This is a genomic window from Nonomuraea sp. GTA35, from assembly GCF_041950525.1.
Classification (GTDB): Bacteria; Actinomycetota; Actinomycetes; order Streptosporangiales; family Streptosporangiaceae; genus Nonomuraea.
Genome location: NZ_JBGNUV010000011.1, coordinates 376,151 through 397,822 on the forward strand (window position 1 = coordinate 376,151; position 21,672 = coordinate 397,822).

Here is a 21,672-nt window from a genome sequence, read left to right on the forward strand (position 1 = left end):
CCCCATGCGCCCAACGCGTTCCCCGCGACGACCCGCCCTGCCCCTGGCGCGCCTGCGCGGACCGTGCCTTGGGTGGGCGGGCACTCGCGGAGCGCGCGTCGTAGGCCCGCTGCCGGGCGCCGATGTCGTCGGCGTGTTCGACCGCCCAGGTGTAGAGGTGCGAGAACGGCTCGCGCAGCGACTCGCCGAGTGGCGTCCGCGAGTACTCCACCCCCACGGGCGAGCTCGGCAGATCGCTCCGGCCTGAAGGCGCGTGCGTCGGCGCCGCCGCCACCGGTCAACAGCCGTCCGGCAGTGACGAGGCCGGGCGGAGGTGATGCTCCGCCCGGCCTGTGTCATCGGGCGAGCGGCGTCAATGCGATCTTGTCCACGTCGGGGGCGTACCTGGAGCGGAGCAGGATGTCGGGGAAGGTGTCGGAGATGTAGGTGCCGCCGTCGAAGTTCGGCAGCTCTTGGGAGCCGAAGGTGACGGTGTTGGCTCCCTTCCTGAGCTGGATCGGGATGGTCTGCTCCCAGAAGTTGCCGGCGTGGAAGGTGTGCGGGAACCAGGCCCGCCGGGGCTGGGCGCCGTTGACGGAGATCTCGGCGTGGCGGGCCAGCGGGTCCGGGTTGTAGTGGGACGCGGGGGACTGCTCGGGGTTGGAGTAGCGGACGGTCATGGCGTAGGTGCCCGGCCCGGGGGCGGTGACGTCGAAGGTGAGGGTGTTGGCGTTGCCCGGCTTGCCGCCGATGTCGGTGACCGCCTTGCCGCCGCCGGCCAGCGGGTGCGTGGTGACCTCGGCGGTGCCGGCGAGGCGGGCGGACTCGGCCTCGTACCAGGTGGGCTTGAGCGTGCCGTCGGTGTCGGCGACGCGGAGGCGGTCCAGGCGTAGCGTGCCGGACTGGCCGGTGAGGGTGATCTTGTTGATGCCGCCGGACAGGAACGCCTTGACCTTGGTGCCGGCGTTGACGCCGGTGAGGCGGTGGCCGTTGACGTCGAGCCAGGCCCGGCCGCCGCCGAGGGTGTCGAGGCTGAGGGTGGATTCGCCGTCGCCGGGGGAGTAGACCCAGAAGGTCGCGCTCTGGTCCTTGCCGATGGCGGTGTGCCCCGGGCCGGAGACCTTCTTGCGGGTGTAGTCGGTGCGGGCGCCGTCGAGGGTGGCGTACTCGGCCTCGTAGATCGTCTCGGCCGCCGCCGGGTTGGCGAGGGAGAGGTCGATCTTGTCGATGATGGCGTCGCCCTCGGTGGCGCGGGTGCCGTCGAGGCTGCGCGCGGCCAGGGTGAGCACGTGGTCGCCCTTGGTCAGCGTGACCTTCGTGTCGGCGTGGTCCCAGACCACCCACTTGTAGCCCAGGGGCAGGTGCAGCTCCTGCTCGGCGCCGCCGTCCACGCGGAGGAAGACGTTGGTGGGACCCTGTTCGCGGACGGCGTCGGAGGTGTTGAGGGAGTTGGCGAAGACCGACAGGTCGTAGGCGCCGTCCCGCGGCACGGAGACCTTGAAGTCGAGTGCCAGGGTCGAGCCGGTGCGCAGGCCGCCGACGTTGTAGCCGCCCGAGGTGTAGAACTTGGCGACGTCCGAGGGTGAGCCCTCGGGGCCGTTGCGGTGGTAGGGCGCGCCGGTGTGGCTCGCGTCCTCGGCCTCGTACGTGCCCCGCCACAGCTTGGTCGCCTGGGCGGGGGAGGTCGCGTCCTCACCCGGCGTGAGGATGATCTGGTACGCCGACGCCTCCTTGAGGCGGGGCAGGGCGTCGCCGAAGGCGAAGGTCACGGAGCCGTCCCGCACCGGCCGGTCCAGCTCGGCGAGGACCTCGGGCTGGGCGGAGTCGCCGAGCTGCCCGGTCCACGGGATCTCCTGGACCAGTGCGTGCACGGTGGTGCCGAACAGCTCGGTGTCGATGTTGTCGAACCGGACGCCGGCCTTGCCCGCCGCGCCGCCGAACAGGGCGCGGGCCTGCGCCTTGGCCCTGTCGAGGGTGGCGACGCCCTGGAGGGTGTAGCTGACGTCCGGGCGCGGCGGGGTGACCTTGACCGTGCTGCCGCTCAGCTGGCCGTAGGCGTTGAGCAGCCACCACTGGCCGTTGCCGCGGCTCGCCTGCACGGCGGAGTCGGACAGGTTGCCGTCGATGTTCCAGTACGCGATGTCGGCGTCCACCTTCGACTCCTCGATGGCCGAGATCCACTGGATCATCTGGCCGGGAACCGAGGTGTGGTAGTTGTAGGCGTACTCGTTGAGGTTGATCGGCAGCCGCCGGTCGCCGAGGACGGCGCGCTCCCAGCCGCGGTACTTGGCCACGTTCGTACGGATGCGCGCCGGGTCGCCGAGCTCGTGCCAGGTGATGACGTCGGGGACGGTCCTGCTCGCGGCCGTGTGCCGCAGGAAGCCCTCCACCTGCGCGTACAGCACGCTCGTGTTGGGGCCCGCGATGCGGGCGTCCGGCATCTTGCCCTTGATGAGCGCGTAGATCTCGTCCCAGGCCTTGAAGTAGTGCTGCGGGTCGCTGAGCCAGCTGATCCGGTTGTAGCTCCACTGGCCGGTGCCGAACATGTTGCCTTCGGGTTCGTTGAACGGAACGAAGACGATGTTGTCCTGATATTTCGGGTCGAGCTTGAGGACCTGGTCGACCTGCTTGGCGATCTTGGCCTTGAAGTCGTCCAGCCGGGCCTCGGGGGTGTCGCCGGGCCACTGGTAGGGGAAGCCGCGGTAGATGTCGGTCATGTAGATGTACACGTCGCCGCCCGTGGCGTCGGCCAGCGGCTTGACCACCTCCAGGGCGTCGGCGCCCGGGTGCTGGGGGCCGTCCTGCGCCTTGGTGGAGACGGTGCGCAGGTTGATGCCTTCGAGGAGGTTGCGGTTCGGGACGCCTTCGCCGTAGACGCCGTACAGGGTGCCGGACGCGCCGCCGTGGAAGAGACCGGTCTCGGTGCCGAGGTCGATGGAGAGGTCGTTGCCGATCACCTTGATCGTGGCCTGGACGGCGGTGCCGTGCGCGGTGCCCTTGACGGTGAACTGCCCGGGCTGGGCGTACCGGCCGGGATCGACGGCGTCCCAGGTGATGGGCACGCGGCGGCGGATGCCGTCGGAGAACTGCGCCTGGGCGGTCCCCGGCAGGTCCGGCGCGATCTCGGGGTACGTCGTGACCTCGAAGGTGGTCTGCTCGACCGCGGTGATCGTGGCCAGGTGCTCGCCGGCCAGGCCCGCGACCTGCTCGGTGGTCATGGCGGCGTCGTACACGCGGAAGTCGTCCAGGTCGCCGGCCAGGAACGGGTGCCCGCCCCAGAACGGCTTGCCCAGGAAGCCGGAGGTGGTGTTGCCGTCGGCGTGCATGACCGCGGCCAGGTCGAGCTGGGCGGTGGTGCTGCCGATGGCGGCGCCGTTGGCGTAGTAGGTAATGGTCTTGCCGTCGATCGTGGTGACGAGGTTGACCCACCGGCCGGTCGGCAGCTTCTGGGCGCCGGGCACGCCCACCTCGGAGTTGCCGTTGACCGGCTTGATGGAGGAGCGGGTGGTGGCCTCGCCGGCGTAGGACGGGGTGACGAAGGTGGCGGTGCCGGCGTCCTTGCCGAGGTTGTAGACCCATTGGAAGTCGGGCCCGCCCGACCAGTTGAGCCAGGTCGAGATCGTCATGGCGTGGCGGTCGCGGAACAGGCCGTTGGGGATGGACACGTAGGGGGCGGTGGCGGAGCCGGTCGGGCCGCCGGGCAGGGACAGCGCCTGGGTGCCGTCCGCGCCGGTGGCCGTGCCGGTGGAGGCGGGGTTGACCAGGGTGCCGTCGAGCCCGGAGGAGGAGCGGTCGGTGACGGTGCCGCCGGACAGGTCGCCTTCGAAGTCGTAGTGCAGGACGAGGTTCGGGACGGCCGCGGCGCCGGCCGGTAAGGCGGCTGCCGGGACGGCGGTCAGTGCGAGGGCGGAGGCGAGGGCGGCGTGCCGCAGGCGTACGCGGGCCCGCCGGGACCAGGGTTGAGACATGCGCGTTCCCGTTCAGGGAGGGGGGACGAATCCGGTCGAATCGATTCGACTGGACGATAAGCGTCCCGTCGGGTGGCGGTCAAGAGCCGGAAACCTCCGCGACACGCCCCCGAGAGGTCGTCAGGCGCGGGGGCGGGCGGGGCCGGTCGTGCTGCGGAGCGAGACGGGCGGCGCGAGCAGGAGATGGCGGTGCGGGGTGGCGGGGTCGGCGATGCGCTGGATCAGCAGCTCCACGGCGCGGGCCCCCATCTCGTCGGCCGGGACGTCGGCGGCGGTGAGCGGCGGATGCACGCTCTCGGCCCAGTGCTGGGCCGCCACGCCGGCGATGGAGAAGTCACCGGGCACGCTCAGCCCCGCCTCGGCCAGCCCCCGGTACAGGCCGGCGACGGCGGCCTCGTTGATGGTGGCGACGGCGGTCAGCTCCGGGTGCTCGGCGAGGAGCTGCTGGAGGCAGGTCTGCCCGGCCTGGGCGTCGTCGGCGCAGCAGACCCGCACGCCCCGCAGGCCGCGCTCGGCCACGGCGCGGTCGAAGCCGGCCTGCGCGCGGTGGCCGGGGCCGTACCCGGCCGCGACCAGTTCGGCGTTGCGGTTGACCAGCGCCAGGTGCCGGTGACCGAGGTCGGCCAGGTGGTGCACGCACTTGGCGATGAGCGTCTCGTAGTCGACGTCCACCCAGGACATCTCCTCCGGGCGGCGGGTGCGGCCGATGCCCACGAACGGCACGCCGCTGTGCAGCAGCCGGGCGACCCGGTCGTCCTCCAGCCGGATCTCCATCAGGATGACGCCGTCCACGCGCCGGCCGCTGACCACCCGTTCGAAGGAGCGGTCGTGCTCCCCGCCCGATGGCGACAGCAGGACGTCCAGGTCGGCGCGGGCGGCGGCGTCGACCACGCTGGCCACGAAACCGAGCTGCATGTCGGTCAGGCGCTGGCTGGCCGGTGGTATGACCAGGCCGATCGTGCGGGTGCGGCCCTCCTTCAGCGCCCTGGCCGAGGCGTTGGGCCGGTAGTCCAGCTCGTCGATGACCGCCTGGATGCGGCGTTTGGTCTCCTCCGACACCGGGCGCTTGCCGGTGAGCGCGTAGGAGACCGTGCTGCGCGACACGCCCGCCCGCTTGGCGATCTCTCCGATGTTCACCGTGCTCCTCGTCCGAACCTGCCGGTCGCGGACCATCGTATGTCGAATCGGTTCTGGCCGTGGTACGCAGGCCTGTCCCGGGCCGGCGACCTGCCTTCTCGCGCGCGTTCGGCGCAACATCTCCGCATCCTTGCGCTCCTGCTCATTGACGCGGGCGGGGGAGCGGGCCTATGTTCGGGCGAACCGATTCGACGAATCGATTCGACTTCGTCTCGAAACAGCCGCGTAACGCCTGTCAGCGGAGGTCAGCTCAATGAGATCAGCGGCAAGGAGCCGGCGTGCGGCCGGCGCGAGTCTGGCGGTCGTGGCCGCAGTGGGCGGGCTGGTGGCCTGCTCGTCGACGTCCGGTGGCAGTGACGCCGGCACCGCGAGCGCCGGGCAGGCCGCGGGCGGCGGAACCTACACGATCTGGGACCCGTACCCGCAGTACGACAAGAGCTCGGAGTGGGTCAAGCTGCTGGACAAGTGCGGCACCGACGCCGGGGTCAAGGTCGAGCGCACCGGCTACGACACCAGCGACCTGACCAACAAGGCGCTGCTGGCCGCCCAGCAGGGCAACTCGCCGGACGTGCTGATCGTGGACAACCCGGTGGTCTCGACGCTGGCCGAGGCCGGCGTGCTGACCACGACCGAGGAGAACAAGCTTGACGCGTCGGCGATCGCGCCGAACCTGCTGGCCGCCGGGCAGAGCGGCGGCAAGACCTACGGCATCCCGATCGGCGCCAACACCCTCGCCCTGTACTACAACAAGGACGTCCTGAAGACGGCCGGCGTGGACATCGCCTCGGTCAAGGACTGGGCGTCGCTGACGGCGGCGCTGGAGAAGGTGAAGGCGGCCGGCAAGAAGGGCATCACGTTCTCCGCGATCGGCACCGAGGAAGGCAGCTTCCAGTTCCTGCCCTGGTTCTGGGGCTCCGGCGCGAACCTCACCAAGCTCGACTCCCCCGAGGGCGTCTCGGCCGTGACGCTGTGGAGCGACTGGCTGAAGAAGGGCTACGCCCCCAACTCGGTCATCAACAACACCCAGACCACCAGCTGGCAGGAGTTCGCCACCGGCGACTTCGCCTTCGCCGAGAACGGCACCTGGCAGCTCGCCAACGCCAAGAAGGCCGGCTTCCCGTACGGGATCATCCCGATCCCCGGCAGGACCGGCGGTACCGCGCCCGCGCCGACGGGCGGCGAGTTCGTCAGCGTGCCCGTGCAGGCGGACACCGGCCGCTACGCCACCTCCCAGAAGCTGGTCGCCTGCCTGACCAGCACCGGCAACTCGCTCGCCACCACCACGACCCTGTCCTACATCGCCCCGACGGAGGCCGTGCAGGCCGAGCAGGTGGCGGCCACCCCTGACCTGCGGGTGTGGGTCGACGCGGTCAAGGCGGCCAAGGGCCGTACCAGCGACGACCTGGGCACCAAGTACCCGAAGATCTCCGAGCCGATGTGGGGCGCGGTGCAGGCCGCGCTGAGCGGCTCGAAGTCCCCGCAGGAAGCCATGGCAGCGGCACAGTCCGCCGCGGCCCAGTAGCGGCATGAGCGACATCACACGAACGGCGGTGCGGCCCGCCCCGGCCCGGAGCCGGGCCCGCCCGGCGAGCCGCACCCGATCCGGGCAGTGGGCGGCGTGGGCGTTCCTCGCCCCGGTCGTCGTCTACCTGCTGCTCTTCTACGCCTACCCGCTGTTCCGCAACGTCGAGCTGAGCCTGCGCAGCTACACGGTGCGCTCGTTCGTCCAGGGCGGCGCGCCCTTCGCGGGATTCGACAACTACGCCAAGGTCTTCGGCGACGCCACCTTCGGTCCCGCGCTCTGGCACACCGTCGTCTTCACGCTCGTGTCGCTGGCCTTCCAGTTCACGATCGGGCTGGCGCTGGCGTTGTTCTTCGTCAAGAACTTCCGGCTGTCGGCGACGCTCCGGGCGCTGTTCCTGGTGCCGTGGCTGCTGCCGCTCATCGTGTCGGCCTCGACCTGGTCGTGGATGCTCAACAGCGACTCCGGCGTGGTCAACGCCGCGCTGGGCTGGCTCGGGATCGGGCCGGTCAACTGGCTGACCTCGCCCGACTGGGCGCTGTGGTCGGTGATCATCGCCAACATCTGGATCGGCATCCCGTTCAACCTCGTGGTGCTGTACTCCGGGCTGCAGGCGATCCCCGCGGCCGTGTACGAGGCCGCCGCGATCGACGGGGCGAACGGCCGGCAGCGCTTCTGGAAGGTGACGTTCCCGCTGCTGCGCCCGGTGTCGGCGATCACGCTGCTGCTCGGCCTGGTCTACACGCTGAAGGTGTTCGACATCATCTGGATCATGACCAAGGGCGGCCCCAGCGGAGCCTCCACCACGTTCGCCACCTGGTCCTACCGGCTCGGCTTCGGCAACCTCGTACCCTCCTTCGGGCCCGGCGCCGCCGTCGGCAACCTGCTCATCGTGATGGCGCTGGCCTTCGGGCTCGTCTACATCCGCGTGCAGCGAAGGCAGGCCCTGGCATGAGGCACTGGAAGAGCGCGGTCGGCCTGATCCTGACCGCCGTGATGCTGTTCCCCGTCTACTGGATGATCAACGTGTCGTTCACCCGCGACACCGACATGCGCAAGAGCCCGCCCCACTGGTTCCCCGTCAACGGCACCCTGGACGGCTACCGGGCGGTGCTCGACCAGCAGCTCCCCTACCTCGGCACCAGCCTGATCGTCGGGCTCGGCACCGTGGCACTGACCCTGCTGGTCGCGGCGCCGGCGGCGTACTCGCTGGCCAAGCTGCGCCCGCGCGGCGGCGGGGTGCTGAGCTTCGTGCTGCTGGTGGCGCAGATGATCCCGGGGATCATCATGGCGATGGGCTTCTACGCCATCTTCCTCACCACCGGCCTGCTCAACACCGTCCCCGGCCTCATCGTCGCGGACTCCACCCTCGCCGTGCCGTTCGCGGTGCTCATCCTGACCACGTTCATGTCCGGTATCCCGGACGAGCTGCTGCAGGCCGCCCGCACCGACGGCGCCGGAGTCGTGCGGACGTTCCTGTCGATCGTGCTGCCCGTCTCCCGCAACTCGCTCATCACGGTGTCGCTGTTCGCGTTCCTGTGGGCCTGGTCGGACTTCATCTTCGCCTCCACCCTCGACCAGGGCGGCGACCACCAGCCGATCACCCTCGGCATCTACCACTACATCGGCAACAACAACCAGGAGTGGAACGCCATCATGGCCACCGCCGTGATCGCCTCCGTCCCCGCCACCGTCCTGCTCGTGATCGCCCAGCGCTACGTCGCCGCCGGCGTCACCGCCGGAGCCGTCAAAGACTGAGAAGGGACCCTCATTTCATGACCGCCGCCGCTTCCGGCCCGGTGTTCTCCCTGCGGGACATCCCGTTCAGCCATCGCGGATCATGGTTCGGCTTCTCGCCCGTCGTGGCGGAGAAGACCTACGCCGCGGACGTGCACCTGGTCTCCCACCAGACCGGCATGCACCCGATCCTGAAGCTGATCCCCACGGCCACCGCCGTGATCACGGCCACCCCGCACCAGCTCACCTGGGCCGGCGAGCAGGGCCGGATCGACCTGGCCTACGAGAACGCCGACACGGTACGCGTGCGCGGCCGCGGCCTCGGGCTCCGCCTGCTGGCCGCCGACGCGGTGCTGACGCCGTTCAGCGGCCCGTACCTCTACCGGGACCCCGTGGACGGCTCGTTCGTCTTCACCGTCTACCAGACCGGACGCCGCTACCGCATCACCCTCCTCGCCGGGCAGGCCGACCATCTCGGCACGCAGGCGCTCGGCACCGCCGAACGCGGCCTCGTCCTCGACGGCGAGTGGGAGATCGCCGTCGAGGAGTACGAGACCGCCCGCGCCCCCTACACCAGCACCGGCCCCTTCGAGCAGGTGGTCAAGGCCGCGCGGGCGGACTTCGACGCGTTCGTGGCGGCGGTCGCTCCCTGGCGCGGCGCGCGCACGCCCGCCGCCGAGCTGGCCGCCTACGTCCTGTGGTCGGCCACCGTGCGGCCGGCAGGGTTCGTCACCCGCCCGGCCGTGCTCATGTCCAAGCACTGGATGGACAAGGTGTGGAGCTGGGACCACTGCTTCAACGCCATCGCCCTCGCCGACGGGCTGCCCGAGCTGGCCTGGGACCAGTACCGCCTGCCCTTCGACCACCAGGACGCCGCCGGCGCGCTGCCCGACTCCGTCACCCACTCCGAGATCCTCCACAACTTCGTCAAACCACCCATCCATGGCTGGGCCCTGCGCCACCTCCCTCCGGCGCCGGACATCCACGAGCTGCTGGAACGCTGGACCACCTTCTGGCTGGAGGCCCGCCGCGCCCCCGGCCGTGAGCTGCCGCACTACCAGCACGGCAACGACAGCGGCTGGGACAACGCCACCACCTTCGACCCCGAGCGCGTCGTCGAGACCGCCGACCTGGCCGCCTTCCTCGTCCTCCAGATGCGTGAACTCGCCCGCCTCGCTCCCGGCCCGGACGCCGCCGCCCGGTGGAGCGAGCGGGCCGACCGGATGCGCGACGCGCTCCTCGCCGAGCTGTGGGACGGCGAACGGTTCGTCGCCCGCGGCGCGCACTCGGGCCGCACCTGGTCCAGCTCCAGCCTGCTCGACCTCATGCCGATCGTGCTGGGGGAGGAGCTGCCGGAGCCGGTCCGGGCCGCCCTGGCCGCACGGATCGAGCGGCACCTGACCGCGTTCGGGCTGGCGACCGAGCTGCCCGGCTCACCGCACTACCAGGACGACGGCTACTGGCGCGGCCCCATCTGGGCGCCCTCGACCGTCCTGATCGAGGACGGGTTGCGCCGCGCCGGATACCCGGACCTGGCCGACGAGATCAGCGCCCGATTCCGCGCCTTGTGCGAGAAATCGGGATTCGCCGAGAACTTCGACGCCCGTACGGGGGAGGGACTGCGCGACCGCGCCTACACCTGGACCGCCAGCGCCTACCTCATCCTCGCCGCCGCCCACGAGCGGCGGAAAGCGGCGGCCACCCACGAGCGGCGGGACGCAGCCGCCGCGGTCAGCGGCCCCACAGCCGCCACGTCTGGTTGAGCGGGCCGGCCTGGCCCGCCGGGTTGCAGGTCCACTGGTGGACGGGCGCCTGGGGCGCGGTGGAGATGGTGCTCACGTCGACGCACTTGCCGCTGTGGCGGGCGACGAGCTGGTAGTCACGGGGATCGTTGCCCGCGTAGGTGACCTTGCGAGGCGTGAACTGCTGGTTCTGCGCCCCGCTGAGGCACGTCCACTGGCGTACCGGGGCGCCGTCGGCCGTCGAGCTCCCGCTCACCTCAAGGCACTTCCCGCTCTGCTGGTTGACCAGCGTGTACGTGTTCGCCACGCCGGCGACCGGCCGGAAGTTCCACAGCTGCTGATCGCCGCCCTCGCAGTAGAACTGCTGCTGCACGTTGCCGTCCGCCGTGCTCAGGCCGGTGTTGTCCAGGCACTGCTGAGAGTGCTGGGCGACGGCGACCGACTGGAAACCGCCGTCGGAGGGCGGCAGCAGCGTGATGGTGAACGTCTCGTCGGCGTTGGTATGCGGCAGGTTCAGCGTGACGGCGTTGCCGGACAGCGTCAGGACCGTGTTCTGGACGGTGACCGGCCCCTGGACGGCTCCGCCGCCGTTGTACGGGATGCGCTGCACGACCGCCCGGACCTGGTTGTTCTGCACGAGGCCGCTGGTGGTGTCGAGCCGCCGGAGGCCGACGGCGATGTTGCCGGTCGTCCCGCCGCCGCCCACCAGGACCTTGGCGGTTCCGGACGCCTTGGTGGCGAAGGCGTCGTAGGCCGGGCTCGGCGTCGTCGAGACGACTTGGCCGGTCTGGGAGGCGTAGAAGCGGTAGACCCACCATTCGCCCTTGGGCAGGTGCTGGCCCGCGGAGTTCCGTACGAGCAGGTTGCCCAGATCGTTGTGCAGGTTGCCGGCGCTCGCCCAGTTCGCGCGCAGCCCGTCGGCGCCCGCGCGTTCCAGCCGGGCGATGTACCACGACCCGTCGCCCGGGTTCTGCTCGTTGCTGGCGCCGTACTCGTTGATCTGGTATGGACGCGGGTGCGGGATGCCGCGCGCGTCGAGCGTGGCGTCGGCGGCGGCCACGTTGGCCACCGGGTCGCCGGGAAGCGAGTGCCAGCTGACGATGTCGGGGATCACCGTGTTGGCGCGGACGAAGTCAAGGTAGGCGTTCCACCAGGCGTGCGTGGTGGAGGGCACGCACGCGCAACTGGGGCCGACGATCAGGTGGCCGGGGAAGGCCGCGCGGATGCGCTGGTAGCTGCGTCGCCACAGCTCGAAGTACTGCGCCTGCGGGCGGTTCCAGAACAGGCCGAGGTTCGGCTCGTTCCAGATGTCCCACTGCACCGTGATCCCGGCGGCCCGCACGTCGTTGATCAGCCGGGTGAGGAAGGCGTCGTAGTCGGACCAGTCGCCGTTGTCGCCGGGGAAACGCGAGATCGGATAGCCGTCCGCTCCCCACAGGTCGTGCGGGAGGATGATGAACTGGCCGCCGAGCGCGATCGTCCGCCGGGCCTGGGCCAGCGTCGCGTTCCACCGGCGCTCGTAGGAGCCCGACACCCAGCCGCCGGGCGAGCCCAGCTGCGCGCCGCCGGCCCTCATGTACCGGAACCTCACGTCACGGAAGAAGTGATCCGCCGGTCCCGACGCGTTCTCCGTCATGCCGTAGATCCAGCCGGACGCGCGGTGGCTCGGTGCCCCGCCGGATGAGGCGAAGTCGACGCTGATGGATTCGTCCGCGGCGTGCGCCGGCACGGGGACGGCCGGGAGGAGGACGGTGAAGAGCATCGCGGCCAGGACTGCCGCGAGGAGTGGGTGGCGTCTGGTGGGCGGGCGTTGGGTGATCGTCATCGTGCGTGGCTCCTTCGGGGAGTCGCGGCCCCGCGCAGGAGAGATCGCAGTCTCCTGCGAGTGAGTGCGCCGACTGGTGACCCAGACATCGGTGAATCGATTCCGCTCATTGGCGTGGCGTCGCAGCCAAGCTCCGGGGCCTGACTGCTGAGAGGTGGTGAAGACGCTAGCGAATCGATTCGATCGGATCGTAGATCTCCCGCTGGAGGCTGTCAATGCACGCGTTCGCCGCTTGTCTCCAGGCGGAGCACGATCTGAAGTACGGCCGCGCGAACGGCCGGCTCCACGAAGGCGCTGTCCGTGCCCACGTCGTCTTTGGACGACGGCAGGCTCGGTCCGGCACCGCGACTGGTGGCCACACATATGACCGCGTCCGGCAGCGACGGACACTGAGGCTCCAAGGCCGGGACACGCATGACCCTGGTCTCAATCGGCGACGAGCCGGACCTGGTCCGCTTGCTCGCGCTGGCGGCGCAGCTCGTAGGTGCCGGGCGCGATGCCGGTGAAGGCGTGCTCGGGGTGCGCGAGGTAGGCGGTCGCGCCCTCCTCGACGGTCAGCACGCCGAGTACCAGCGTACGGCCGGACCGGTCAGGGGTGAAGAACGCCTTGCCGGTCGCGACCAGGAGGTGGGTGTTGGCCTGGGCCTGGCCGCGGACGACCGGGACGCCGGAGGCGGGGATGGGGGTACGGGCCGGCTCCCGGGTGACCGGCACGACGGCGACGTCGCCCTGGAACTGCAGGCCGGACAGGACGGGGATCTCCGCCTGCCGGTCGAGGTGCTCGTCGACGGTGACGCCGAAGGTGGCGATGGCCTGCTCGATGGTGGGCATATCTTCTCGGGCTCCTTGAAGGTCAGGACCGGCGCTGTGCCTGGGCGTACTGGGCGGGGGTGAGGCCGTAGGTCCAGGCGGCGGCCTCGATGGGGTCGGTGCAGTCGGCGGGGACGGTGAGGCCGAAGCGGCGGCGGGTGCCGTCCCGTTCGACGGTGCCGTTGGTGCACAGCAGGACGCGCACGCTCGTGGGATAGACGCCCTCGGGCACGTCGTGCAGGGTGAGCGTCTGGCCGGGGTTGCCGGGGTCGGGCGCGGCCGGCCCGATCTGGGCGAGGCGGGCCTCGACGACGAAGCGGTCCCAGCCGCGGCGTTCGATGGCGCAGCGGCGGATCTCGGCGTTCGGCTCGCGGATGATCTCGTCGGCGGTGAGGGAGTCGTCGATGACGGCCCGGGGGACGTGGGTGCCGTGCCAGAAGTACAGCCCGAACCCGTCGCCCCAGGTGACCGCGGGGCCGTCGGCGCGGTGCAGCCGGCGCCTGGCCACCTCGCCCTCGCCGGGCTGTTCCTCGTGCAGCCCGTCCGGAGGCGGGCAGAACAGTACGAAGTTGCGGAACGGCCACCACCACCAGACGGCCGGGGTGGACCGGTGGCCCGCCAGGCGGGCCGGCCACAGCCGGCGGATCTCGCCGCGGATCGTGTCCTGCCGCGGGCCGCCCACCGCCGCCTCCACCGCCGCCCGCACGGTCGCCTCCGCGGCCTCGGTGATGCCGGAGAGCGGGTCGCGCGGCACCGGTTTCGTCGTCGGGGCGATCTCGGCGTGCAGAGCGGTCGCCGCCGCGCCGTGCACAGGATCGTCCCGCACGCCGTCCGCCGCAGCCTGGACGGCGTCGCGTACGGCCAGCCCGATCGTCTCACCGGCCGTGCTGTCCACGGCGCGGTACACCGAGTCCAGGACCCGCCTGTTGCGGTGGCCGGTGGCCAGGCAGGCGGCGATCGGCGCGGCGAGAGCGCCGGCGAGGGGTGAGGGCACCCGCACGACCCGCTCAGGGAACGGGACCCCGATCTGCCGGTAGCAGGCGCGGGCGGCGTGCTCGAACGCCCGCCTGCCTTCGCCGGGGACGTCCTGCCGGCCCTCGGCGGGGGCGTCCTGCTCGTCGGCCGCCGGAGGGACCGAAGCCGGTGTGCTCACAGGGGAACCTCCATGCCGGCGGCCTGGCTCCGCCTCAGGACGCCGCAACGTCTACCGTGCCGCGCGGAGCTGTCCACGCTCGTGATCATGCGTCCGATCGGGCGGAACGTCTGCGAACAAGGTCATTTCGGCGATAGCTTAGCGGAGCTTTGTCTTGACATGTCAAGGAAGATCCGTACATTCGTTCGAATGGAAGTCTTGGTCATGGAGGAAGCGTTACGGGCTCGCCCCGACGACTTCGCCGCCTGGCACGCGTACAGCGACCGGTTGCTGGAGCAGGGCGACGCCAGGGGCACGCTGATCCGGCTCGAGCAGCGCCTGGCACGCACCCGCCCAGCCGACCGGCCGGCCGTGGAGCGCGAGATCGCCGGCCTCGTCGCCGAGCACGAGGAGCGATGGGACGACGGGCTGCCCGGCAGGGCCCTGGTGCGGTCACGCCGGTACGGCTTCGCCACGGAGGTGACCGTCGAGTGGTCGGACGACGTCCGCGAGGTCGTGCAGCAGGTGCTGCGCGCCCCGTTCGTCACCACGCTGAGGATCACCCCGAACGCGGCGGCCGACGAGGACGAGGACTGGGACGACGAGGACTGGGACGACGACGAGGACGCGTACCTGGACGTGGATCGCGGCGAGCCGCGCCCGGGCAGCCTTGACCTGCGGGCTCTGGCGGGGCTGGACCTCGGCCGGCTCACCGAGCTCGACCTGTCCTACCTGAGCGTCGGCTTCGACGGCGCCGAACTCCTCGCCACCTTGTTCGTGTCGGACCGGTTGCGGGCACTCGACCTGCGGTACTGCCGCGTCGCCGACACCGGCCTGGCGGCGCTCGCGGCCTGCCCGCAGCTCGGCGGGCTGCGCCGCCTGCACCTGCAGCGCAACAGGGTGACCGCCGAGGGCGTACGGTGCCTGCACCGGTTCACCGAGCTGACCGAGCTCGACCTGCGCTACAACGACCTCGGCGAGGCGGGCGCGCAGGCCCTGCTCGCCGCCCCCTTCGCCGGATCCCTCACCCGGCTGTGGCTGTACGACTCCGATGTGGGCCAGGACGGCGTGCGGAAACTGGCGCAGGCCGCGAACCTTCCGCCGGGGCTGCGGAGCATGTGGAGGTGCGTGTGAGCATCGAACTTCGGGACCGGTTCTTCGCCCTGTCGGCCGGGGACGCCCCCGCCGAGGAGGTCGCCCGGTATCGGGCGGAGGTGGACGCCACCGATGCCGGACCGGCCGCGACGGTGGACGGGCTGGAGGTCTGCTGGCATCCGTCGGCACGGTTCAAGGCCGTGCGCTTCGTCGACGCCGAGCACCTCGACGAGCGGGTGCGGGAGCTGTTCGCCCGGCCCAGCGCGGAGGCGCCGTACCTGGCGGCCGTGTTCGCCGATCCGCACGAGCTGTCGTTCCGCACCTTCGAGAACATCGTCCCGCTGGACCGTCTTCTTGAGGCCGTGCCGCTGGAGATGGAGCTGACCGACCCGGCGGAGCACGCGCAAGGGGTCTTGTCGTTCTCGCTGCGCCTGCCGGAGCAGGCCCGCGAGCGGCTGACCCGGCTGGACGGCATGAACCTCTACGTGCCGCCACTGAATGCCGCCTCCCGGGGCGGCCGGCGGTTCATCTTCCACTCGGCGCTGCTGGCCGAGGCGCTGACCGCGGCGGTGGCCGACGCGTTGCCGCCGCCGGTGGCCGAGGGGTTCTCGCACGTGAACCCGGTGTTCCGGTGCAACGCCTTCGAGCCCGGTGACGCCAACTTCCACCTGCACAGGGACACGCCGTACTACGACGCGGCGCGGCGGCACATCTCCCGCTACACGCTGCTGCTGTACCTGACCGGCGGCACCGGCTCGCCGGCGCTGGACCTGGTCGGCGGTGCCGCGCTCGGCGAGATCGCCCCCTTCACATGCGTGATCTTCGATCAGCGGTACGAGCACGAGGGCGCCCCCTACCACGACGGCCGCAAGGTGTTCCTGCGTTCCGAGCTGATCTTCACCTCGGACGAGGTCACCGAGGCGCAGGAGATCGGCGCGCTGTTCAGCAAGGCGTGCTACCTGACGGGGGAGAGCGTGTTCGCGCCGGAGCTGGCCCGGCACGCCGACGCGTACTACAACCAGGTGGCGGCCGCCCACTGGGGCGGCGGCACGGGCGAGGGCCCGGCCCGCGAGACGTTCGTGCACAAGGAGTTCCGCGGGGTGCACTTCGTGGCCAACGGCTACGACTTCTGGTTCCCGAAGACCGACGCGCTGTCGGCGGCGGAGTGTGCGGCCATCACCCTGCTGGACTACTTCAACTGCAAACTCGGTGACACCGCGTTCCGCGCGCAGTGCCGGACCGAGGTGATCGAGGCCGGCGACGCCGGTTGGATCCCCGGATTCCTGCGGGACAAGCACGGCGGCTCGGTGATGACGCGGGTGGACAAGTCCGCGTTCTTCCCCGAGCCCGAGCAGCCCGATGCGATGTGCTGCCCGTTCCACTCGTCCGGGCATTTCGACCCCACCCGCTTCGACGACGTCATCAAGCTCTACACCGACGCGCAGTCCTTCGCCCAGGCGCACATCCTGCCCGCGCCGATCCTCATGCTCGGCGAGGACGTGGCCCTCGACCCGGACCGGTTCGTCGTCCAGGACGGCCTCATCCACGTGCTCGGCAAGAACGCCCTCACACCGGTGAACTTCGCCGCCTGCTGGAACGACGAGTCCATCCCCGAGGACTACGTGACCGTCGCGGCCAAGGTCGGCGTGGCGCAGTTCCTCGTACCGCCGATCATCTACAACGAGTCCGGCGGCTGCCGCCACCTCAGGTTCGACTTCTTCCGCAACTCCTGGATGGTCGACCACCGGCGGGCCACCATCCCCATCCCCAGGATCACCGAGCTGAGCTGGGCCGATCCCTCGGACAGCCACGCCTGGCGGCGGGAGGTGGACGACTCCCTCATCGACGACGACCACCCGTTGGAGGCGAGCGACCTGTGGGACGATGAGGAGGACGACTGGGACGAGGATGAGGACTCCTAGGACAGCGAGCCGTACCGACTTCAGCGCCGCTCGGCGGGTGCCGTCGAGGTGAAGGCGCCACGGGTCAACGACCGGCGCGCCGGCCCGGAGACGGGCGACCGCCGCAGGCTTCCTCGCCCTACCGGGAGAGGCGGCAATGGACCGAGGCACCCGCGGCGAGCTCATCAGCCGGCTGGTCGAGGCGATCAGGTCCGTCACGGCCGCGCACCCGCTGCGGGTCGCCATCGACGGGCCGCCCGCCGCCGGCAAGACCACGCTGGCCGACGAGCTCGCCGTCGTCCTGCGCGCGCAGGACCGTGACGTCATCCGCGCGACGATCGACGACTTCCTCTTCCCCCGCGCACACCGCTACCGGCGCGGCCGGTACTCGGCCGAAGGCTGCTACTTCGACGCCCACGACCGCGCCGCGCTGTGCCGCGTCCTGCTGGATCCGCTGGGCCCAGGCGGAGACCGAAGGTTCCAGCACGCGGTCTACGACAGAGACACCGACACCCCGTCGTCCCCGCCGGCCAGGACCGCCTCCGCAGACGCCGTACTGCTCTTCGACGGCGTCTTCCTCCTGCGCCCAGAGCTCATCGACCGGTGGGACCTGCGCATCTTCGTGTCCGTCCCCTTCGAGCGGACGGTGGATCGCGCCCGGGACCGAGACGCAGAGCTGACCGGATCCACCGCCGACACCGCCGACATCGAACGGTCCTGGCGCAACCGCTACATCCCCTCCCAGCAGCTCTACTTCGCCACAGCCCGCCCGACCGACCACGCCGACATCATCGTGTACAACGATCGCCTCCAGCGGCCGGCCTGGGAAGTCCGACCACACTCATCGATAGACGGGATCTGACGACTGCTCCCTGCGGATCACGGTAGATCGGGCCGTCGGCCCGCATGATGCCCCTTGATGTCCGGCTTTTATCTTCGACGACTTCTCGCGTGCATTCACGGATACCTCTATTGCCCGCAAAGTGACGGGACCGAATCAAGCTATTCCGGCCTCTTTCATGTCGAGCCTTCCGAGCGGCTTGCCCGTCCCGGAAAGAATTCGTCAATGGCGCGGCGACGCGGCGGTCCCGCCCGCTAAAATCGGCTGCCGTTCGCCGCTCACAAGGGGGCGTCTCGTGGCCCGAACGCGTCAGAAGAGGCGTGCAGCATCCGCCCCCCGGACCGAGGAGGCCGGGGACGGGAAAGCCATCCGGACGTGGCTGGCGGGAATCGTCAGCGCCGTGCTCGTCACGGCCATCGGGGTCGTGTTCACCGCCTGGTTCAACGCAAGCGGCCCCGACACCGTCGACCGCATCAGCGGCGAGCCGCCGATCAAGGTCGGCCACGTGGCCGTCGAGTACGCCGCACAGGACACGACCCTCAGGAGACCGGTGACCGACCCCGCCGACCGGGCGGTCCTGCTGGGCAGCGCGTCCGGCTCGCGACGCGAGACCGTCATGGCGCGCCACGACTGGGCCCCGCTCGAGACCGCCGAGGTCACCGTCGTCCTCATCGGCAACCGCAGCAACCTGCGCATCGTCGACATCCAGCCTCGCGTCCTGGACCGCAAGCCCGTCTCGGACGGCGCGCTGCTGCTCCACACGCCCGCGGGAGAGGCCGACACCGTCGAGGTGACCGCCGACCTCGACGAGCCCGCCCCCCGCTTCACCTCCACCGAAGACCCGGACACCACGTACTTCAGGAAGAAGCAGATAGACCTCAAGCGCGACGAACGGGTCACGCTCTCCATGGCGATCACGGGCACAGCCGCCTACTACGCCTTCGACCTCCAGGTCACCGTACTCGCGGAGGACCGAACCGAGCAGATGACCATCCGGGGGCCGGACATGACGCCGTTCCGCGTGACCGGCATCTCGGGCAAGTACCACGCGTACTACACCACCGCGCCGCTCGGCGGCTGGCAGCCGATCTCCAGGAGCCAGGCGTGCGCGATCGGCCGCAAAGTCGGCAAGGCCGGGAAGTGCTGAACGCGGGCGGGCGCCGGTCGGCGGCGGTCCTGCTCGCGGTCATCCTGGTGACCTGCTCGGCCGCGACCGTCAACCACCCCACGAGGGTCCCGCGCGTACCCGTCGAGTGGCGTGCGGTGTGGTCGGTGCCCGCGGACGCCGAAGCCGGCGAGCTGTTCCTCGATGCCCCGGGGCACGCCGTGTCCGGCCAGGCGGTGGCCGTGGCGACGCGCCAGGGCACCGTACGGATCCACGACCCGCGCACCGGCGCGCTCCGGCGCACCATCCCCTCCGGCCCGGCCCCGCCCGTGCCCATCACCGGCGTCTGGATCGCGGCCGGCACCCTCGTCGTCTCCAGGGGAAGGCCGGACGGCGCCGAGCAGACCCTGCACGGCCACGACCTGGCCACGGGCGCGCCGCTGTGGCAGCGCGCTCTCACCCTCGCCGGCCCTCAGCCCCGGCTGGACAACACCGGCTTGTACCACGGCCCCCGGATCGTGGCGACCGAGCGCGCCATCGTGGTGTTCGAGCGGCTGGACGAACCCCTTGACATCCAGGCCCTCGACCCGCGCACCGGAACCCCCACGGCCGAGCTGACCTATCCCCGCAGTTGCCGGCTGACCGCCGCCGCGACCGCCCGATCGGTGATGCTGCTCAGCCATTGCGAGGGAAGCGGCATCCGGCTCGCCTCGATGGAGCCGCGCACCCTGCGGACCGGATGGACCCGCCTGCCGCCGACGTCGTCCGCGCCGAAGGACGCCGGCCCGCCGATCAGGATCACGGCCAACGCCGAGGGATACGTGCACGCCTCGGCGGGCGAGGACGACTTCTTCTACGGGCCCGACGGCCGCCTGCTGTCCACCGGCCCGCAAGCCGTCCAGGTCACGAACCCGGACCGCTGGTCCCCTCTCCTGTACGCCGGCTCCTACCCCGAGCCGGACGAGCACGGAGGCGCCCGGCTGGACGGCACCTGGCCGCTGCCCGCCCACCTGGTCTCCGTGGACCCCCGCACGGGACGCCTCGGCGGGCTGCCGATCGACACGCCCGCCCGCTTGGTGTCCCTCGCCGGGACGAGCCTGGGCATGGCCTTCGTGCACAGCGACGTCCCAGGGGACGGGCGGCTCACCGCGTACCGGCTGATCCACGGGCCTGCCCGGCCGAAGACGGCCTGGCCGGACGCCTGCGCCCTGCTGTCCGCCCGAGACCTGGCGGTCTTCGCGGCCGGCTACCACCCGGCCCCCGGAACGGACGGCGCGGCCAAGTGCGACTGGATACCGCCGGCTGACGACGGCGCCGTCATCTCCCTGTCGGTGGAATGGGTGTCGCCATCGGACGCCGGCGCGCGCAAGCTGTTCACCGCCGAGATCGCCGCCATCAAGGAGATCGGCGAGGTGGACCCCACCACCGAGACCCCGGGCCTGTTGTCCTACACCGTGGCCAGGACGAACGGCTTCTACGGCGCGACGATCATCAATGTGGGGCCCGTCATCGTCCGGCTGACCTCGTCCTCGCGGCAGGCGGTGCGGCTCGTCTCGCCGTTGCTGCGCGACAAGCTGCTCGCCCGTTACCGGCCGGGTATCCGCGCCCCCGCCCCCGCGCGCGGACGCGGCTGGAGCTTCCCGACCGACGCGGCCGTCCGTACCGTTCCGGTGGTGGCCGACGGCGTCGTCCACGCCACCAGCGGCGACGGCACGGTGTCCGCGCTGGACGCCGCCACCGGCGCGGTGCGGTGGCGCTTCCAGACGGGCGGTTCCGTGATGGAAGGCCACGCGGTGGCGGACGGCACCGTGTACGTGGCCAGCACCGCAGGCAGGCTCGTGGCGCTGGACGCCGCCACCGGCCAGCTGAGATGGAGCCGCAAGATCATGGCCTTCGGCGACCTCGTGGCCGCGGGGGGCCGGCTCCACCTCTGGGTCAGGAACCCGCCCTGGTCCTCCACAGCCGGACTCGCCACGCTCGACACCGCCTCCGGTGAGACGCTGTGGACCTTCCGGCCCGAGGGCGACGTGCTCAACGCCGACCCCGCGCTGGCCGGCGACGTCGTCCTCACCGGCAGCGACCACGGCGTGATGTACGCGCTGGACCCCGCCACCGGGGCCAGGAGATGGCACCACCGGGCCGGCAGGCCAGGCGACCGCATCCACCTGACACGGGTCGGCGCGACCGTCTACGCCGCAAGCGCAGGCGGCCACCTGCATGCCCTGGACGCGGCCACCGGCCGGATCAGATGGAGGGCGCGGGTCGGCGGAATCGTCGCCTCCCGCCCGGTGGTGAGCGGGGGGACCGTGTACGTCGGCAACAACAGGGGAACCACGTACGCGCTGAACGCCGCCACCGGCACGCCCCGGTGGAGCTTCCAGGCCGGCGGCGACCAGCCCGCCTACGGGTGGGCCGCCGCGGTGACGGACGGGCTCCTGCACACCGCCGGCGCCGACCGCACGCTGTACGCGCTCGACACCGCCACCGGCAAGGTCCGCCGGCGCCTCCCGCTGGGCGGGGGCCGCGGCTCCGGCCCCGTGGCCGCGGACGGGACGGTGCACGTCACCGACAACGACGGAACGCTGTACGTGGTGGACGCCGCGACCGGGACGGTGCGATCGAGGTTCTGGACCGGCGGCACCGTGCAGACCGATCCTGCCGTGGCGGACGGCTTCGTGTACGTCGGCAGTTCCAACGGAAACGTGTACGCATGGCCCACGGCAGGCCGCTAGTGTTCCGCGCCTGAATTCGTCGGCGAAAGATCTGCGCAGGTCTCGCGGGCCGTGTCGGTGGTCCACTCCGGCTGAACATGGGCCCATGCCGGGGCCGCGACTGTGCCGAGCCTCAGGCGGGAATGGCTGGCCCACACCGTGCGCCC

General features: G+C 71.2%; 14 protein-coding genes. 9 read left to right on the top strand and 5 right to left on the bottom strand.

Annotation, left to right across the window (positions count from 1 at the left end):
• Positions 1-335: 335 nt before the first annotated feature.
• A complete protein-coding gene (locus ACBJ32_RS40715; protein ID WP_375131331.1) occupies positions 336-3,947 on the bottom strand; it encodes a LamG-like jellyroll fold domain-containing protein in 3,612 nt (1,203 codons plus the stop codon).
• Between the two features lie 120 nt (positions 3,948-4,067).
• Complete coding sequence (locus ACBJ32_RS40720; RefSeq protein ID WP_375131332.1) at positions 4,068-5,084, bottom strand: LacI family DNA-binding transcriptional regulator; 1,017 nt, start codon at positions 5,082-5,084, stop codon at positions 4,068-4,070.
• 304 nt (positions 5,085-5,388) lie between these two features.
• Between ACBJ32_RS40720 and ACBJ32_RS40725 the strand changes: the two genes are divergently transcribed.
• From ACBJ32_RS40725 to ACBJ32_RS40740, 4 genes are read left to right on the top strand one after another with little or no spacing between them, the layout of a single operon-like run.
• Positions 5,389-6,606, top strand: a complete 1,218-nt coding sequence (locus tag ACBJ32_RS40725; protein ID WP_375131333.1) for an extracellular solute-binding protein — start codon at positions 5,389-5,391, stop codon at positions 6,604-6,606.
• Positions 6,607-6,610: 4 nt separating this feature from the next.
• Positions 6,611-7,561: a carbohydrate ABC transporter permease gene (locus ACBJ32_RS40730; RefSeq protein WP_375131334.1), complete on the top strand. Its 951-nt coding sequence runs from the start codon at positions 6,611-6,613 to the stop codon at positions 7,559-7,561.
• On the top strand, positions 7,558-8,364 hold the full coding sequence (locus ACBJ32_RS40735) for a carbohydrate ABC transporter permease (RefSeq protein WP_375131335.1): 807 nt from the start codon (positions 7,558-7,560) through the stop codon (positions 8,362-8,364). Before ACBJ32_RS40730 ends, ACBJ32_RS40735 begins: the two co-directional genes overlap by 4 nt.
• 17 nt (positions 8,365-8,381) lie before the next feature.
• Entirely contained in the window at positions 8,382-10,106 is a 1,725-nt protein-coding gene (locus ACBJ32_RS40740; RefSeq protein ID WP_375131336.1) for an amylo-alpha-1,6-glucosidase, read from the top strand.
• Here ACBJ32_RS40740 and ACBJ32_RS40745 read toward each other — a convergent pair.
• From ACBJ32_RS40745 to ACBJ32_RS40755, 3 genes are all read right to left on the bottom strand, one after another.
• Positions 10,075-11,910, bottom strand: a complete 1,836-nt coding sequence (locus ACBJ32_RS40745; protein WP_375131337.1) for an RICIN domain-containing protein — start codon at positions 11,908-11,910, stop codon at positions 10,075-10,077. The genes ACBJ32_RS40740 and ACBJ32_RS40745 overlap by 32 nt on opposite strands.
• A gap of 426 nt (positions 11,911-12,336) precedes the next feature.
• The gene (locus ACBJ32_RS40750; RefSeq protein ID WP_357891210.1) at positions 12,337-12,741 is read right to left on the bottom strand and encodes a hypothetical protein; all 405 of its coding nucleotides are present in this window, start codon (positions 12,739-12,741) and stop codon (positions 12,337-12,339) included.
• A gap of 22 nt (positions 12,742-12,763) precedes the next feature.
• Complete coding sequence (locus ACBJ32_RS40755; RefSeq protein ID WP_375131338.1) at positions 12,764-13,873, bottom strand: DUF6745 domain-containing protein; 1,110 nt, start codon at positions 13,871-13,873, stop codon at positions 12,764-12,766.
• Between the two features lie 189 nt (positions 13,874-14,062).
• Between ACBJ32_RS40755 and ACBJ32_RS40760 the strand changes: the two genes are divergently transcribed.
• The 5 genes from ACBJ32_RS40760 (at position 14,063) to ACBJ32_RS40780 (ending at position 21,526) form a co-directional block, all read left to right on the top strand.
• Positions 14,063-14,986 (top strand): hypothetical protein, encoded by a 924-nt coding sequence (locus tag ACBJ32_RS40760; protein ID WP_375131340.1) that lies wholly within the window; start codon positions 14,063-14,065, stop codon positions 14,984-14,986.
• Positions 14,983-16,869 carry a hypothetical protein gene (locus tag ACBJ32_RS40765; protein WP_375131341.1) on the top strand — a complete coding sequence of 629 codons (1,887 nt, stop codon included), beginning with the start codon at positions 14,983-14,985 and terminating at the stop codon, positions 16,867-16,869. The genes ACBJ32_RS40760 and ACBJ32_RS40765 overlap by 4 nt, the downstream gene beginning before the upstream one ends.
• A 136-nt stretch (positions 16,870-17,005) precedes the next feature.
• Positions 17,006-17,710 (top strand): cytidylate kinase family protein, encoded by a 705-nt coding sequence (locus ACBJ32_RS40770; protein ID WP_375131342.1) that lies wholly within the window; start codon positions 17,006-17,008, stop codon positions 17,708-17,710.
• 379 nt (positions 17,711-18,089) lie between these two features.
• Positions 18,090-18,836, top strand: a complete 747-nt coding sequence (locus ACBJ32_RS40775) for a hypothetical protein (RefSeq protein WP_375131343.1) — start codon at positions 18,090-18,092, stop codon at positions 18,834-18,836.
• Entirely contained in the window at positions 18,830-21,526 is a 2,697-nt protein-coding gene (locus tag ACBJ32_RS40780) for a PQQ-binding-like beta-propeller repeat protein (protein WP_375131344.1), read from the top strand. The genes ACBJ32_RS40775 and ACBJ32_RS40780 overlap by 7 nt, the downstream gene beginning before the upstream one ends.
• Positions 21,527-21,672: the final 146 nt, after the last annotated feature.